Source organism: Providencia sp. PROV269, assembly GCF_028477785.1.
Taxonomy (GTDB): domain Bacteria; phylum Pseudomonadota; class Gammaproteobacteria; order Enterobacterales; family Enterobacteriaceae; genus Providencia; species Providencia rettgeri.
Map to the genome: position 1 here is coordinate 57,881 of NZ_JAMPLV010000012.1, position 16,625 is coordinate 74,505.

14 protein-coding genes are annotated in these 16,625 nt (G+C 40.3%); 8 read left to right on the plus strand and 6 right to left on the minus strand.

What is annotated here, in order from left to right:
- Window positions 1-57: 57 nt before the first annotated feature.
- Window positions 58-933 carry a pirin family protein gene (locus tag PR683_RS14695; RefSeq protein ID WP_109913242.1) on the plus strand — a complete coding sequence of 292 codons (876 nt, stop codon included), beginning with the start codon at window positions 58-60 and terminating at the stop codon, window positions 931-933.
- 44 nt (window positions 934-977) lie between these two features.
- On the opposite strand, the gene PR683_RS14700 is transcribed toward PR683_RS14695, so the two are convergent.
- Window positions 978-1,883, minus strand: a complete 906-nt coding sequence (locus PR683_RS14700; protein WP_196719946.1) for a LysR substrate-binding domain-containing protein — start codon at window positions 1,881-1,883, stop codon at window positions 978-980.
- Window positions 1,884-2,069: 186 nt separating this feature from the next.
- Between PR683_RS14700 and PR683_RS14705 the strand changes: the two genes are divergently transcribed.
- Both PR683_RS14705 and PR683_RS14710 read left to right on the plus strand, forming a co-directional pair.
- On the plus strand, window positions 2,070-3,755 hold the full coding sequence (locus tag PR683_RS14705; protein WP_272581833.1) for an ABC transporter ATP-binding protein: 1,686 nt from the start codon (window positions 2,070-2,072) through the stop codon (window positions 3,753-3,755).
- Entirely contained in the window at window positions 3,748-5,382 is a 1,635-nt protein-coding gene (locus PR683_RS14710; protein WP_272581834.1) for an ATP-binding cassette domain-containing protein, read from the plus strand. The genes PR683_RS14705 and PR683_RS14710 overlap by 8 nt, the downstream gene beginning before the upstream one ends.
- 91 nt (window positions 5,383-5,473) lie before the next feature.
- Here the strand turns inward: PR683_RS14710 and yiiM are convergent, their stop codons facing one another.
- From yiiM to sodA, 4 genes are all read right to left on the minus strand, one after another.
- The gene (gene yiiM, locus PR683_RS14715) at window positions 5,474-6,151 is read right to left on the minus strand and encodes a 6-hydroxyaminopurine reductase (protein ID WP_109913245.1); all 678 of its coding nucleotides are present in this window, start codon (window positions 6,149-6,151) and stop codon (window positions 5,474-5,476) included.
- 55 nt (window positions 6,152-6,206) lie between these two features.
- Window positions 6,207-7,625, minus strand: coding sequence for a J domain-containing protein (locus PR683_RS14720; protein WP_210850741.1), 1,419 nt, complete (start codon window positions 7,623-7,625; stop codon window positions 6,207-6,209).
- Window positions 7,625-9,331 carry an Hsp70 family protein gene (locus PR683_RS14725; protein ID WP_227024236.1) on the minus strand — a complete coding sequence of 569 codons (1,707 nt, stop codon included), beginning with the start codon at window positions 9,329-9,331 and terminating at the stop codon, window positions 7,625-7,627. Before PR683_RS14725 ends, PR683_RS14720 begins: the two co-directional genes overlap by 1 nt.
- Window positions 9,332-9,524: 193 nt before the next feature.
- Window positions 9,525-10,151 carry a superoxide dismutase [Mn] gene (sodA, locus tag PR683_RS14730; RefSeq protein WP_004906628.1) on the minus strand — a complete coding sequence of 209 codons (627 nt, stop codon included), beginning with the start codon at window positions 10,149-10,151 and terminating at the stop codon, window positions 9,525-9,527.
- Between the two features lie 417 nt (window positions 10,152-10,568).
- Here sodA and acs point away from each other — a divergent pair, with 417 nt between their 5' ends.
- The 5 genes from acs (at window position 10,569) to PR683_RS20425 (ending at window position 15,290) form a co-directional block, all read left to right on the plus strand.
- Entirely contained in the window at window positions 10,569-12,524 is a 1,956-nt protein-coding gene (gene acs / locus PR683_RS14735; protein ID WP_004906630.1) for an acetate--CoA ligase, read from the plus strand.
- 195 nt (window positions 12,525-12,719) lie between these two features.
- Entirely contained in the window at window positions 12,720-13,031 is a 312-nt protein-coding gene (locus PR683_RS14740; protein ID WP_004906633.1) for a DUF485 domain-containing protein, read from the plus strand.
- The gene (gene actP, locus PR683_RS14745) at window positions 13,028-14,677 is read left to right on the plus strand and encodes a cation/acetate symporter ActP (protein WP_042851474.1); all 1,650 of its coding nucleotides are present in this window, start codon (window positions 13,028-13,030) and stop codon (window positions 14,675-14,677) included. Before PR683_RS14740 ends, actP begins: the two co-directional genes overlap by 4 nt.
- Window positions 14,678-14,797: 120 nt before the next feature.
- The gene (locus tag PR683_RS14750; protein WP_162598879.1) at window positions 14,798-15,181 is read left to right on the plus strand and encodes a 3-deoxy-7-phosphoheptulonate synthase; all 384 of its coding nucleotides are present in this window, start codon (window positions 14,798-14,800) and stop codon (window positions 15,179-15,181) included.
- Window positions 15,150-15,290, plus strand: a complete 141-nt coding sequence (locus PR683_RS20425; RefSeq protein ID WP_109913247.1) for a 3-deoxy-7-phosphoheptulonate synthase — start codon at window positions 15,150-15,152, stop codon at window positions 15,288-15,290. Before PR683_RS14750 ends, PR683_RS20425 begins: the two co-directional genes overlap by 32 nt.
- Window positions 15,291-15,404: 114 nt before the next feature.
- On the opposite strand, the gene PR683_RS14755 is transcribed toward PR683_RS20425, so the two are convergent.
- Window positions 15,405-15,833: a hypothetical protein gene (locus PR683_RS14755; protein ID WP_004906643.1), complete on the minus strand. Its 429-nt coding sequence runs from the start codon at window positions 15,831-15,833 to the stop codon at window positions 15,405-15,407.
- Window positions 15,834-16,625 lie beyond the last annotated feature (792 nt).

The following is a 16,625-nucleotide window of genomic DNA, read 5'->3' on the forward strand; positions in this document are numbered from 1 at the left end:
GCCAAATGATTTGCTCCTTTATTATTCAGCCATCAAAACAATTTTAGGAGCAAAACCATGAAAAAAATTATTGGTATCTATCAATCTCCTCGCAGCCATTGGGTCGGAGACGGCTTTCCTGTCCGTTCAATGTTTAGCTATAACGATCATGGGAAATACCTCAACCCATTCCTTTTACTCGACAGAGCGGGGCCTTTTGATTTCCCAAGCTCAAATTCGGCAAACAGGGGTGTTGGCGAGCATCCACACCGTGGGTTTGAAACCGTTACAATAGTGTATGATGGCGAAGTGGCTCACCATGATTCTACGGGTGAAGGCGGTGTGATAGGCCCAGGTGATGTTCAATGGATGACTGCGGCATCGGGTATTTTACATCAAGAGTATCAGTCTGACGCCTTCATGAAACAAGGTGGCACTCTTGATATGGTACAACTGTGGGTTAATTTGCCAGCAAAAGACAAATCAGCGGCCCCCGGCTACCAGCTGTTAGAAAGCCATAGTATGCCAAAAGTCGCATTACCCAATGATGCAGGAACACTGCGAGTGATCGCGGGTGACTATTTAGGCAATAAAGGTGCAGCAAAAACCTTTAGTCCATTAGATGTATGGGATTTGCAGCTTAACAAAGGTAAAACGGTCGGTATCCCAACCAAAGCGGGACGCTATGTCGGTTTAGTCATGTTACGTGGTTCAATATTTGTTGATGGTCGTTCCGCTTTAAACGAAGGGGAGCTGATGATCCTCGACGATACAGATAGCAATATTCTGTTAGAAGCCACAGAAGATGCCTTAGTACTGTTGCTCAGTGGTGATCCTATTAACGAGCCGGTTGTTGGTTACGGCCCATTTGTGATGAATACTGTGCAAGAAATCAATGAAGCAGTGAATGATTTCAACAGTGGGAAATTTGGCCGCATTCCTGAAACACAGTAAATGAGAAATATTTCCCTGATAGCCTAATGCGCTATCGGGGAAATTTATTTCACTGACGGCGAAATATTATCTGCTAAATGATTTAATAATAATTGGATTGATGGCAACAACCCTTTGCGTGATGGATATACCGCATGAATAATATCTTCAGGAAACTGCCATTTCGGTAATACCTCTATCAAATCCCCTGATTCAATGTCTTTTTCTACCACACCATAAGGCAACCTTGCGATCCCAACACCTTTGCGTGCCGCATGGTATAACGTTAAAATATCTGTTGTCGCTAACTTCGGGGTGAAATGCTGCGTAAAGCTAAGATCGTGACTATTTTTTAGGGTCAACGTGTAATTTTGTGAGTGCTCTGTATTCGCTAACATCGGGTAATCCACCAGCTTTTCGGGCTCTGTGAGTTCACCGTGCTCTGCGAATAACTGCGGGCTAGCCACTAAGATACGCCGTGAATATCCTAGTACTTTCATCATTAAGCCTGAATCATCTAATGGCAATGAACGCACTCGAATAGCTAAATCCAACCCTTCACTAATCACATCCACAGGGCGGTTAACTGCTAAAATTTGAACATCGATATCAGGGTACTTTATCATAAAATCTACAAGTAATTCATTGAGATAGACTTGTAACAGTGCGACTGGACACGATAACTTGATCGTTCCTTTAGGGTGTGACTGAACGGAACAAATCAATTCATGAGCAACTTCAGCTTCATCAACCACATTTTTACACTGCTGATAAAAGACTTGTCCCACCTCAGTGACATGAAACTGACGAGTAGAACGGTAAATCAATGAAACATTGAGCTTTTGCTCTAAATCAGCAATGCGTCGGCTCAATTTAGATTTAGGGATCCCAAGAGCCAAACCCGCTTGTGAAAAACCACCATATTCGACAACTTTCACAAAATAGTAGAGATCATTTAAATCATATTGCATCTTCCCCCCCTCAATATTCCTAATCGCAATATCGCCATCTTACTAAAAACGCCAAAAAAGCGCTTTAAAAATGAAAACCGCCAATAAGGCCTGCAAACAAAACAAATAGTCTGGTAAGCAAAACAACTAATTCACGATAACAAAGCGAAATAAATTAAAGTAACCGATTCGCTATGGAGGTTTCGCATGTACCGCGCACTTTGGGAATTACTTCGTCCCTATCGCTTCACATTATTATTTGCACTTATTTTACAAGCCATCTCAGGCCTCTGTTCACTCATTCCATTGATAGCAATTAGCCAAATTGCCAACGCTTCCGTTCATCAATATTATGAATGGGTTGTTATTGCATCCATCGGTGGTGTCAGCTGGTTAATTTGCCAAACTTTTGCTCTGTATTTAACGCATCAAACTGATAACCATCTCTGCCATCAACTCAGGCTACAACTTCTGGATAAAGTAGAAAAACTCCCTCTAAGCCACTTTGCCCAACATGGTCGAGATGGCTTTTTGCAAATAGCTGATCGTGATGTCCGTTCGCTACATCAATTAACCGCTCATGCCCCCGCAGATATCACAAAATTAATTATCGTCCCAATAACAGCAACTCTCATTTTATTATGGCAAAATGCACTACTCACCATTTTTTGCTTAATGCCATTAATCACCTCGGTTTTTTTATTTAAACAAATGCGTTCTATACGTTATCAGGCGCTATATACCTCACGTAACCGGACAATGAGTGCCCTGTATGAACAATATGCTGAACTTGCAGATAACCCGCTACAGGCAAGGCAATATCCCAATCAATCCATTCAAAAAAAAACATCACAAGCGTTATACCAATTTGAAATCGCCTTTAAGCGATGGATAAGTAAAATAGGCGCCTTGAGCTCACTGACCCAAGTCGGTATCAGCAGCACATTGCTGTCATTATGGGTTATTTTTGGGGTTTCATTACTCTCTGAGCCCGTACCTCTCGCTCAAATCATTTTATTCATTCTATTAATTAGCAGTATTGCCGCCCCCGTTGCTGCAATGGGGCATGGTGCCGACGCCTTGAACCTTGCTGTTAGCGCATCAGAACGTATTCGCCAACTTCTAGCTGAACCGGGTATGCATTACGGAGAAAAGGAAATTACCCCATCCCAAGGTGAGCTCAAACTTGTCCAAGTTGATGTTAAAATAGGTAATAACCCAATATTATCGAATATTAATATCACCGTAGCCCCCAACGAATTTATTGCTATTGTCGGAACGTCTGGAGCGGGAAAAAGCACCTTAATACAACTTATGGCGCGCTTTTTAGACCCAACAGAGGGAAATGTCCTCTTTAACTCGGTTCCATTACCACTGCTATCATTAACTAGTTTGAACCGTACGGTTTCCATCGTCATGCAAAGCACCCCGCCTCTGCCTTGTTCTGTGCGTGAAAATCTACAGCTATTTGCCCCAAACGCCACTGAAGATGATATGTACCGTTACCTTGGTGAGCTCAACTTATTATCACTGGTAAAACAACAACCTAAAGGGCTGGATGCCGTAATAGAGCAAGATATAGTGTTGTCCGGTGGAGAGACTCAACGCCTCGCGATTGCACGAGCATTGCTATCACCAGCGCCTTTATTGTTACTTGATGAACCGACATCCGCACTTGATCCACAAAATGCACAGCGGGTACTTAATTTATTGCACAGCGAGTCGCGAACTTGTGTATTCGTTACCCATGACTTAAACGGCTTGAATCTAGCAGACCGCATATTATTGTTAGACAACGGAAAATTAATCGCACAAGGCTCTCATCAACAACTTTCAATACATTCAGAACCCTATCAGCAACTTTTACGTGCATTGGAGGAGAACTGTGCTTAAACGCTTATTATACACCGTACGTAATGCTATATTTTGGATGACGCTAAGCGCTGTTTTAGAGGGAATTAGCGGGTTATTTTTATTTGTTGTTATTTTAGATTGGCACCTTGATACCACTATGCCATTAATACTATTCACTCTTTCTAGCTTAACAACACTCGCCGTAACATTTATAGCCACCCAGAAAGGCTATGTTGCAGGGGGATTGGTGATGCGCTATCTTGCTACGGCACTTATTCTCCATCTGCCGCTTTCATTGCAACCCATTTCAAACAGCAACCAATTAATTTCAGGACCTGTGTCACAGGCTATATCTGTACCCGCACATTTACTCCATCCTATTATTAGCGGGTTAGTCACGCCCTGTACTATCGTGATTGGAATGTTAGTCTATCAAGGTGCATTTGGCGCTATTTTACTGTTTATACTCCTTTTGTTATTAGTCTCTTTACGCTTATCTGCTAGAAAAATTGCCTTTTTTGAACGAGCAGCTCATGAATCAGAACAACAAGCAATGAGTGCACTCAACCAATATGCGCTCCACCAGCCATTGATTCGTCGCTCAAATACCCATTATGAGCAGCTGCATCCCAAACTTGCCTTAGCATCCCAGTATCAAACTCAGAGACAGCTACAACGAAGAAGCTTGCCATTTCACTTATTATTTTCATTAATGGTGCAAACCGCCTTTATTACGCTCTTTGGGTTCGGTATTTATTTAGTTGATCATGCAAAGATGCCATTAAATATGTGGCTAGCAGGGTTAGTTTTATTAGCGCGCTTAATTGAACCTATGTGGTTACTTTCTCATTTAGATCAATCAATTAGACAAATGAAAAAATCAATTCAACGAATCGAAATAGCCTTGCAGGCTCCGGTATTAACATTTCCTTATCGTTCATCAACACCCACTATCGATAGCGTTAGCTGTGAACAGTTATCATTTTACAGTGACAATAAAAAATGCATTTTACAAAACATAGGTCTTAGCTTTAAGGAACATACACTTACCGCCATTGTAGGGCCATCAGGAGCAGGAAAAAGTACATTATTAAGCTTACTCGCTCGCTTACAAGACCCAACATATGGCAGTGTGAACTACGGTAATAAAAATATTAAAAACCTATCACAAGAGGTGTTGTGTGCTCACCGGGGAGTCTTACTACAAGATAGCCGTTTATTTTGCGGTAGCGTACGCCAAAATTTGGTACTTGATGATGATAATATTGATGACCGGGCAATCAGTGCATTACTGACACAACTTAATTTCACTGCCAATCATACGTTCTTAGAAAAAGAGGTTGGTTCTGGCGGTATGTTACTTTCTGGAGGACAAAGACAACGGCTGTGTATTGCAAGATTGATTCTACAGCATCCTAATATCATTTTAATGGATGAACCAACAGCAAGCCTTGATAACATCAATACAGCCTCCGTGATTGACCTTATTACTCAAGCCAAACAACAGACACGTATCGTCGTCACCCACCAGCCTAACCTTGCCCGCCAAGCGGATGAAATTGTGTATATGGAGAAAGGAAAAATTATCGCTCAGGGAACACATCTCGAATTAATGGCGAATATCCCGTGGTACCAACAGTTTATACAACAAACACCTAAGATATAGGCATTCTCAGTATCGCACGTTATATTGCTAGCAAACGCTTATGGCTAAAGACTCTCTTTGTTATAAGCGCACAATAGCTTTTCGCTAGCGATTAACGTTTACCAAACAACCGGTGCTTAAACTCTTCGATGCGGTAGTTATCTAAACGGTTCTGCATGGTTAAGCTCCAACTTGCGGATAACCCTGCTGCACTTAACAAGCGCTGGTATAGCTCCTCATCATAAGGGGCATGAAATGCTATCATAATGGCTTCTTGTACTGAAATATCACTATTGCGGCTCAATAGCGTTAATGGCGCATTTTCACTAACATTGCCTGTTTTAATGACGCGGTACAACCAACCACAGCGCCCATTGTCTTGCATCATTTGTGCAAAATTTTCAATTCCCGTTAACCCATTGAGCTTATAACAAGGGGAACGAGGTTGAGTGACCTGAATACGCGCATCACCCCATGCAAAAATATCCCCAATAAATACGTTTTCTTCAGTCATACCCAACGTTGATATATTTTCCCCAAATGCAGAGGCAACAAATAAATCGGCTAAATCAGGATATGCATTGACCCAGAAATCATAATGTTCCCTAGGATAATGGCAAAGTGCTCTATCTGGCCCACCATGGAAGCGCTTTTCAGCTTGTTCATCGCCATCAAGCCCCAATTGCCCTAACATCAATAACCCGTCGGCAGCTTGCTTGTGAATAGCGCTGTGCCCACAAGATTGAGTTGCTTGGACTTTACCGATAAAGACTTGGGGAGATACTTTCATGCGAGATCACACCTTAATACTCACGTAGGATGAAATAACGGTTGCTGTGTTCAAGTTACCATAACCCATGGTTAATAACCTCACTAATTTTTAGCAGGGCTCCTATCAATGCCAGCTCTAAAACAATATATATCAATAGCCCCCAAGTGAGTGTAATCCACCAAGAATTAAACCACTTTAAAAATATCCATGGAAATCCAAGAATACGCGATACGGTGATCCCTGGTAACCTCAATTTTGGTATCCCTTTTGTCTTTGGTACTATTTGCCAGATGATCACTAACAAGAACATACCGCTAAACATGATAGTTCCCACCTGATTATCACCACCTTTAATTGTCATATTCACTACGTCAGCAATGACAGACATAATGAATACATATATCCCTATTAGCACCATTATCGAAAATAGGAAATCCACCAATAAAAATATAGCGCCAGAAGTGTCTTTATTTTTATTTAAAAAGAAAAATAATAACGCATCACTAAGATATAAATAGAAAATAAAAATCATCGCAACCGCGATAATAACGCGATTATCGATATCCGGAGACGGCGCCGCAATACAAAATATACTTCCCCAAAACATAAGAAGAAATAAATGAGAAAGAGAAAAACATGCTCTAGGTTGACTGAAAAAAGCAGCCACTGCAGGATTAACTCGATCTGCAAGCTCTGGATAATTTTGCATCAACTGCTGATATTGCTTCATCAATAAATCCAGTAACCCAGGTACTAACCGCATCCACCCAGTCACTTCTGCCTGCTTTCCAATTAAAAACTGCATTGTAAACGCTGAAATCGAGTACTTATGTGATGCTTCAATTTCGCAATCTCGCCATGCACGTTCAACAGCAGTTTTACGTAATTGATTTTGAATACCTTCTTGAATAAACATTGGAACCACACTATCTGAATTATAGTCATTTAACTGCCAATTCAATAATTCAGAGACGCAATCTACGGTCGATTCCATTAAGCCCTGTTGTTGTGATAATGCTTTGGCAAAATCCTTATGAAACTGAGGAAAAATGTGTAAATTGCCTTTTTCCATCACATGAACCCAAAGAGAAGACAGTGCGGCCTTCCCTTTGCTTTCATTCTCCACAATCAGGCTCGCGACAGTATCAATTTCATTTTGAGTATAAACAGCTTCAGCCACAGCGATAGCTGGTAAAGGTTCATCCACTACAAATGTGTTTGATAGCCAATCAGAAAAATAAATGTCTTGATAACCAGTGTGTTCATTTAATAATACGGCTTCACCATAACTTTCGTCTTCAGAGGCAACTTCAGGTTGAGCACTCTCTTGATAAGAGGATAGGTTTTTTGCATTTTCAAATGCTTCTCTTAGCTGCTGATACTCTTTTGGATGAGTATCGGGCCGATATTTTTTGAGTTGCTTTGCATAAGCCCTACGGATTTCTTTTTCATCATGAGTGAACGGAATTCCCAATATTTGCCACATATCCATTAATGCAAATCCCTTTCATATCGTTTCAAAAATTGAACAACTTGCTGGCGAAATGTTGCGATCAAACGTAAATCTTGGCTATTTAACGCGGCCTCAAACTCAGTTGTTATCTTATCGACCCACAACCTGTCATCACCGAGCAAGAATTCATATAATTGAGAGCAACGGGCTAACAATTCTCTATTTTCAGGCATATCCCTTGGGTGTTGCTTTAGCCCTGCAATTTTTGCCAGACTGGCTGAAATTTGATCCTCACTCATTTGGCCCGGTACCTTTTCAATCAATAACCGATAAACCTTAGGGCTACCTTTGTAGTGGCACTCAACTTCGAGTAAACCATCAACCGTGTAAGTAAACCTAACTTCAATCGTCACTTCCCCGGCTGGCCGTGGAGGAATATCTATTTTTAATTCCCCAAGGAAAACATTATCTTTGACTAGGCGAGCTTCACCTTGATATACCTTGAGTAAAATATGCTCTTGGTTATCTACAATTGTACTTAACTCCTGCATTTTGCTGATAGGCAAGAAATTATTGCGTTCGATAATAGGAAGATAGTAACCAAATTCGAAACGCTCACCATGCTGTTTCGTGATATCAACCCCCAATGAAAATGGCATGACATCGGTTAAAACGATATCATCCAAAGCGCAATCTGCCATTACCATACCGGCTTGAACACCAGCCCCTAAAGCAACTGCCTCATCAGGATTTAAATCATGCCGTGGAAATCGCCCGAAAAGACGAGCGACGGTTTGTCTAACGAGAGGCATACGTGTCGCCCCTCCCACTAGCAATATATCGTCAAGGTCATTAAGCGAAAAACGGGAGTCATGCAACGCCTGTAAAATAGGTTGTTGAAGGCGAGCTAATAAAGGCTGACAACAAGTAGCTAGCTCCTGTTCTGTCATTTTCCATTCAAAATCTGACTCATTCCAATGCATAGAAACATGGCATTCTGGTGCTTGGCTCAAGGCTAATTTGAGATGTTCCGCCAATTTCAATAATTCAGGTCGTATCAGAAATTGATCTTTGTGTAATTCGGGGTACTTTTTCAACATCCACTGATAAATCACTTCACGAAAATCATCACCGCCTAAGCGTACATCACCACTACTGGCACAAACTTCGATAACGCCTTCAAACATATCGATGATCGATACGTCAAACGTACCCCCTCCTAGGTCAAATGTGAGATATTTATGTTCTTTATTTTCGAGTAACCCAAAAGCAAGTGAAGCGGCTGTTGGTTCATTTAATAACCTTACAACATTCAACCCAGCAAGCTGCCCCGCTGTTTTAACTGCGCGGCGTTGAACGTCATTAAAATAAGCAGGAACTGTAATTACGGCGTCTTTGACGACATAACCTAGCCACGCTTCAACATCATCTTTAAGTTGACGTAACAACAAAGCGGAGACTTCTTCAGCACGAAATACAAGCTTACCTAGTGTTATAGTGGCATCGGTTCCCATATAACGTTTGAAACTCGCTTTAGTTATATTAGGATGACTTTGTAAACGTTCATGAGCAGCTTGCCCTACGATAATCTGGCCTGCATCATCTAAACCAACCACAGAAGGCGTTAGAACGTTTCCTTGTAGATTAGGAATTAGGACTGATTTGCCATCTAACCACAAACTTACCGCACTGTTACTTGTCCCAAGGTCAATCCCCATGACTAAGTGTGTTGCTAAACGATCCATTTTAATTTATTCCTTATTTATCAATAAACTAAATCCATATCATTATTGAAAGAAATTAATAACCAACATTTTAAATGATAATGAGTTTTATTTAATAATAAAAAGTAAAGTTTTGGAATCGATATCAAATTGTAGGCATAAAAAAAGCGCAGCATTAACGCTGCGCTTATGGCAAATAAATTATCTTATAAAATTATTTAGCTTTTGCTGCAAAACGTGCCGCTGCTTCATCCCAGTTCACAACTGACCAGAATGCTTTAATATAATCAGGGCGGCGGTTTTGGAATTTCAGGTAATAAGCGTGTTCCCATACGTCTAAACCGATAATTGGGTAACCAGATACGCCTGAAATAGCCTCACCCATTAATGGGCTGTCTTGGTTAGCAGTTGAAACGACAGCTAATTTACCGTCATCTTTCAGAACCAGCCATGCCCAGCCAGAACCGAAACGTGTTGCAGCTGCTTTTTCAAACAGTTCTTTAAATGCATCAACGCTACCGAAATCACGCTCAATCGCAGCTTTCAGTTCGCCTTTTAATTCAGTACCTAATTTCAAACCTTTCCAGAACAGACTATGGTTTGAGTGGCCACCAGCGTTGTTACGAACAAACGTACGTTGATCAGCTGGGATTTGGTCCAATTTTTGAATCAAAACATCGATATCTAAACCCGCTAATTCAGGCAGTTTTTCTAACGCTGTATTGGTGTTAGTCACATAGGTTTGATGGTGCTTAGTATGGTGGATTTCCATTGTTTGCTTGTCAAAGTGTGGTTCCAACGCATCATAAGCATAAGGTAAAGCAGGTAATGTATAACTCATATTATTGTCTCCAGTGACGTAAATACCGCTATGTTTCTCATTTTTACCACAAGGCTCATAGGGTAAACACTTGCGTAACTTCGCACCTTGTGAATAACTATCTATTATAGTTATTTTACTGTTAATGAAAATCATTATCAAACCCATAGTAAATATATGGATATTTATATTCGCTATGAGAACTCCTTTATTCAGTAACTAATACCAATAACCCCATCGTTTATTTTTCTTTAAATCTACCTTTTATTATATTTTTAGCTTTATATTTCAATTTGATATTTAGCATCAAATGATAATCCTGCAAATCTCATTACAATTAATACGTGATCTTCCGCGCAAAAGAAAAACAAATTTAAAAATCGTGCTTTAGTTAACCATTTTTTGACATAGTATTAACATCTGCAAGGAGATAATAATATGACTCAAATAACTAAACATCCCGTTCCTGCTGAAATTGCAAAAAATGCCCTGATAAACGAACAACAGTATAACGATGAGTACCAACGCTCGATTCAAGACCCTGAAGGATTTTGGGGCGAAAAAGGAAAAATCGTTGATTGGATTAAACCTTATACACGTGTCAAGAACACCTCTTTTGACCCCGGCCATATTGATATCCGCTGGTTTGAAGATGGTACATTAAATTTAAGTGCAAACTGTTTGGACCGCCATCTGGCTGAAAAAGGCGACCAAACTGCGATTATTTGGGAAGGCGATGACCCCTCATCGTCAAAAAATGTCACTTACCGCGAACTACACCATGATGTTTGTCAGTTTGCTAATGTTTTGAAACAACAAGGTATTCGTAAAGGCGATGTTGTCGCCATTTACATGCCGATGGTTGTCGAAGCTGCTGTCGCGATGCTGGCTTGTGCTCGTATTGGTGCGATACATACAGTCATTTTTGCTGGTTTCTCCCCTGAGGCGGTCTCTGGTCGCGTTATTGACTGTAAAGCAAAGCTAATCATCACCGCAGATGAAGGCTTACGAGCAGGTCGTGCAATTCCATTAAAGAAAAATGTGGATGACGCACTCGCTAACCCGCAAGTCACTACGGTTTCTAATGTGATTGTTTACCAACGTACAGGCAATGCGCCGAGCTGGGTAGAAGGGCGTGATCTCTGGTGGCATGACGTCATCAAAGGGGTCAATGCAGATTGCCCTCCAGAAGAAATTAACGCAGAAGACCCACTGTTCATCCTATATACCTCTGGTTCTACAGGTAAGCCAAAAGGCGTTCTGCATAGCACTGGCGGTTATTTAGTCTATGCTACACTGACATTCAAATACACCTTCGACTACCATCCAGGTGAAGTCTATTGGTGTACTGCAGATGTGGGCTGGGTTACAGGCCATAGCTATTTGTTATATGGACCATTATCCAATGGTGCTAAAACATTAATGTTCGAAGGGGTACCTAATTACCCAGCAGTTAACCGAATGAGCCAAGTGGTTGATAAACACCAAGTCAATATCCTTTATACCGCCCCAACTGCTATCCGTGCATTAATGGCCGAAGGCGATAAAGCCATTGAAGGTACAGATCGCAGCTCATTACGAATTCTCGGTTCAGTGGGAGAACCCATTAATCCTGAAGCTTGGGAATGGTTCTACAAAAAAATTGGTAATAGCCGCTGCCCAGTGGTTGATACATGGTGGCAAACCGAAACAGGTGGTTTCATGATCACACCACTTCCGGGAGCAACCATGTTAAAGCCAGGGTCTGCAACATTGCCATTCTTTGGTGTTCGCCCTGCATTAGTCGATAACCTTGGTGAGCCTATCGAAGGCGCCACAGAAGGTAACTTAGTGATTGTTGATTCATGGCCGGGCCAAGCCCGAACCTTATTTGGCGATCACGAACGCTTCGAGCAAACCTATTTCTCAACCTTTAAAGGCATGTACTTTAGTGGTGATGGTGCTCGTCGTGATGAAGATGGTTATTACTGGATCACAGGCCGTGTTGACGATGTACTGAATATTTCGGGCCATCGTTTAGGTACCGCAGAAATAGAATCAGCGCTCGTTGCACATCCGAAAGTGGCCGAAGCTGCAGTGGTCGGTATTCCTCATAATATTAAAGGCCAAGCAATCTATGCTTATGTCACATTAATATCTGGGGTTGAGCCATCACCAGAGCTATACACCGAAGTTCGCAACTGGGTTCGTAAGGAAATCGGCCCTATTGCCACCCCGGATGTACTTCACTGGACGGATTCACTACCTAAAACTCGTTCCGGTAAAATCATGCGTCGCATCCTACGAAAAATTGCATCAGGAGACACCAGTAATTTCGGAGATACCTCCACGCTGGCCGATCCTGGTGTTGTCGAAAAACTACTCGAAGAAAAACAGTCTATGAGTATGTCATAACGCCAAAAGGCCAACTCATAGAGGCGGCCTTACATACATCCCAACAAGATGGTTTACTCTAAATAATTCGAGGGGTAGCTAGGCGACAAGCGAACGAAGCACGAGGGGCATACACAAGTATGTAACTCGTGTGAGTGAGTGTAGTCAACAAAGCTGCAACTTGAAGTATGACGAGTATAACAGAGGAGAACTCTGATGAATGCTACTGCTTACGAAAAGGTAGAGGATAACCCTCGCTTTAAAGAACTGGTTAGAAAACGTAGTCGCTTTTCATGGTTGTTATCAATAATAACGCTCGTGCTGTATGTTGGTTTTATTTTTCTTATCGCTTTTGACCCAAGCTGGCTTGGAACACCAATATCCGAAGGTTCATACATTACAAGAGGAATTCCTGTTGGTGTAGGGCTGATCGTCATTTCATTTGTACTAACGGGGCTTTACGTTATCCGGGCTAACGGTGAATACGACCGTTTAACAGCAGAAATTTTAAAAGAGGTAGAAAAATGAAAATATTGCTCTCACTCATTCTCTTTTTTACCTCCTCAATGGCGTTTCCCGATGCATTGACAGGGGATGTTGAACGCCAGCCTGTGAATATTCAGGCGATTGTGATGTTCTTACTGTTTGTCGGCTTTACCTTATATATAACTTACTGGGCGTCAAAAAGAACGCGTTCTCGCTCTGATTACTATACTGCAGGCGGGAAAATTACAGGTTTCCAAAACGGGATGGCTATCGCGGGCGACTTTATGTCAGCGGCTTCCTTTTTAGGGATCTCCGCCCTGGTTTATACTTCTGGCTACGATGGCCTGATTTACTCGATTGGCTTCTTAATTGGCTGGCCGATCATTCTATTCTTAATTGCCGAGCGCTTACGTAATTTAGGTCGCTATACTTTCGCTGACGTCGCTTCTTATCGATTAAAACAAAGACCAATTCGCATTCTATCTGCGGTTGGTTCTCTGGTTGTTGTTGCACTGTATCTTATTGCTCAAATGGTGGGTGCGGGTAAATTAATTGAATTATTATTTGGTCTCAATTACCACGTCGCGGTTGTTATTGTGGGTATATTGATGGTGCTGTATGTCCTATTTGGTGGAATGTTAGCCACAACTTGGGTTCAAATTATTAAAGCCATCTTGTTATTAGCTGGTGCAACATTCATGGCTGTTATGGTTATGAAGCATGTTGGCTTTAACTTTAATACCTTATTTAAAGAAGCCGTAGAAGTTCATAAAAATGGTATTGCTATCATGAGTCCTGGAGGGCTGGTCTCCGACCCTATATCCGCCTTATCCCTTGGTTTAGCATTAATGTTTGGTACAGCAGGCCTCCCTCACATTATTATGCGATTTTTCACCGTTAGTGACGCGAAAGAAGCACGTAAAAGTGTGTTCTATGCCACTGGATTTATCGGTTACTTTTACATATTAACCTTTATTATTGGTTTTGGTGCCATCGTTCTTGTCAGTTCCAATCCTGCATTTAAAGATGCTGCTGGTGCATTAATTGGTGGCACCAATATGGCCGCTGTACACCTTGCTGATGCAGTTGGTGGTAATTTCTTCTTAGGCTTTATTTCTGCAGTTGCATTCGCCACCATCCTTGCAGTTGTTGCTGGTTTAACCTTAGCAGGCGCCTCCGCGGTTTCTCATGACCTATATGCGATGGCAATGAAAAATGGTAAAGCTGATGAAAAAGATGAATTACGCGTATCTAAAATTACCGTTGTTATCTTAGGTTTTGTTGCTATCGGGTTAGGCATTCTGTTTGAAAAACAAAACATTGCTTTCATGGTTGGCTTGGCATTCTCAATTGCAGCAAGCTGTAATTTCCCAATCATTTTACTCTCAATGTACTGGCGCAAACTGACTACTCGTGGAGCATTAGCTGGTGGCTGGTTTGGTTTAATTACTGCAGTTGTCTTGATGATTTTAGGGCCAACCATCTGGGTCAGCATTCTTCATCATGAGAAACCAATTTACCCTTATGAATACCCAGCAATTTTTTCTATGGCTGTTGCGTTTATTGCTGCCTGGTTATTCTCTGTAACAGATAATTCAGAACAAGGAAAAATGGAAAGAGAGCGCTTTAAAGAACAATTTATTCGTTCACAGATTGGGCTTGGTATTGAACAAGGAAAATCGCATTAACGTCGACCTCTCATAATTATATAGAATAAAAAACGGCTATTTATGCCGTTTTTTTTATTCTATATAACGTAAATATTAAATAACAATGAATAACAATTACATATCGAATATTTAAGAGAGGTGGAAAAACCTATTGGTATCAAATGCGGGCCAAATATCACATCATATACATTGCTGAAATTAATAAAGAAATTAAACCCTAGTCAAGAAAAAGGAAAAACAGTTCTCATCATTAGAATGGGAGCAGGTGTTATTAAACAAAAACTCCCGGCTCTCATAAAATCAATTCAGCCCAGTGGCAAGCCCGTCATTTGGATGATTGTCCCTATGCATGGTAATACTAAAAATGCCAAAGAAGGATATAAAACACGCTATTTTACGGGTATTACTAATGAAATGATTCAGTTCATTCATATATTAAAGGAGGCAGGAGTACATCTAGGAGGTGCCCATTTAGAAATGACAGGACTAGATGTTACTGAGTGCACAGGGAGGTATCCTTGAAATCAGCGAAGAAGATATTAGTTATAAATATCAGTCATTATATGACCCTAGACTCAACAAAATGCAATCTCTCGAAATTGCATATCTTCTAGGTAAAAATTGGAATTAGTTATTTTTATTAATCTAGCCCTCAATGTAGGGCCAGCCTTTGCAATAGATAAAAAATCCCCCAACTAAAAGTAGCCGAGGGATATGCAAACATTTATTAGATTGTTAGTGTGTGCTAATTTGCATAGTGCAGTCTTTCTCTATTAGCCCAATCTTCAACAAGTGAATAAGTACTTGATGGGTTTGCCTTTCTCTCTTCTTGAAGGCTCTTAAACTCTGCTTTATTTTTTGGCGTATAACGCATCAATAATTGGTCTAATACAATATGCTTTTCAGCAAATTCAGAATCCATTTTTAGACGCTTATACAATGTGTATGTGATGATGGCACTAACCGCCAACATGGAGATCACCGCGACAAAGCTGTAATCTATTCCAAAATAAATTCTTGCTGCATTTAATAGTAAAAATGGTACAAAAAACATCACAAGTATAGAAAGAATAATTGCACCATCTTGCCCATTGTTAAATTCAAATTCATTCTGCTTATTTACAGAAAGAATTTGATCAAAAATCTTATGATTAGCGCTTTTTGCCTTTTTCATGTGATCCACCTTTGGCACATAAACAATATTTACATGAAATACAGTTAGTTAATGATTACAGCTTATGCTATTAACGACACCTTGGACTGTGTTCTTTCCATTGAAAATTCTATTTATAAACAAATTTTATATCTAATGTAATATCTTAAGTTGATTTACTCATTATAAGCACAATAAAATAAAACATCAATTTAACAATTTTTATATATAAAAATAACCATTCGAATAAATTTTAGACGTAAATTTAAAATGGTGATGAACTGCTGTTATATCAGAAAAAATGGCTTATAACATTTTATCTATTGATATTATTAATATTTAAATGATAAACACATACTTTTTGTACATACTAATTAACACCATAAAAACCATAAAATAGAAAAAATCCAAATAAGTAAAGTAGAGTAAATCGATGAACTAACCTTACTAATTCATTATTTATTTTAATAGATTAGAATTTATCTATCGGTAGGGTATATAAATGAATTCATTTCATACCTATTTAAGAAATGATGGTTCAAGCTTACCTTCACTGCTCCACTTTATTTTTTAAGTGGACTGTCACTTATTTCCCAGGCAATTCCATTCATCGAGGTGATAGGTAAACCACCAACCCGCTATATCCATTGGATTTTACTAAAACTCTGCTACCCACCAAACAACTTGTGAGCTGTTACTTACTACTCTGAGTCTCTCATTAGCATTCAACCTCTAATTTCATTAAAATTTCGCTACATACCAAACAAACCGTGAGCTGTTACTCACTACTTTGTATCGTGAGCTTCCATTGAC

Coding starts and splice junctions, on each gene's coding strand:
- PR683_RS14700 (WP_196719946.1), bottom strand. CDS start 1,883: ATGCAATATGATTTAAATGATCTCTACTATTTTGTGAAAGTTGTCGAA.
- yiiM (WP_109913245.1), bottom strand. CDS start 6,151: ATGAAAGTATCTCCCCAAGTCTTTATCGGTAAAGTCCAAGCAACTCAA.
- acs (WP_004906630.1), top strand. CDS start 10,569: ATGACTCAAATAACTAAACATCCCGTTCCTGCTGAAATTGCAAAAAAT.
- PR683_RS14740 (WP_004906633.1), top strand. CDS start 12,720: ATGAATGCTACTGCTTACGAAAAGGTAGAGGATAACCCTCGCTTTAAA.
- PR683_RS14720 (WP_210850741.1), bottom strand. CDS start 7,625: ATGGATATGTGGCAAATATTGGGAATTCCGTTCACTCATGATGAAAAA.
- PR683_RS20425 (WP_109913247.1), top strand. CDS start 15,150: ATGTTACTGAGTGCACAGGGAGGTATCCTTGAAATCAGCGAAGAAGAT.
- PR683_RS14705 (WP_272581833.1), top strand. CDS start 2,070: ATGTACCGCGCACTTTGGGAATTACTTCGTCCCTATCGCTTCACATTA.
- sodA (WP_004906628.1), bottom strand. CDS start 10,151: ATGAGTTATACATTACCTGCTTTACCTTATGCTTATGATGCGTTGGAA.
- PR683_RS14695 (WP_109913242.1), top strand. CDS start 58: ATGAAAAAAATTATTGGTATCTATCAATCTCCTCGCAGCCATTGGGTC.
- PR683_RS14725 (WP_227024236.1), bottom strand. CDS start 9,331: ATGGATCGTTTAGCAACACACTTAGTCATGGGGATTGACCTTGGGACA.
- actP (WP_042851474.1), top strand. CDS start 13,028: ATGAAAATATTGCTCTCACTCATTCTCTTTTTTACCTCCTCAATGGCG.
- PR683_RS14755 (WP_004906643.1), bottom strand. CDS start 15,833: ATGAAAAAGGCAAAAAGCGCTAATCATAAGATTTTTGATCAAATTCTT.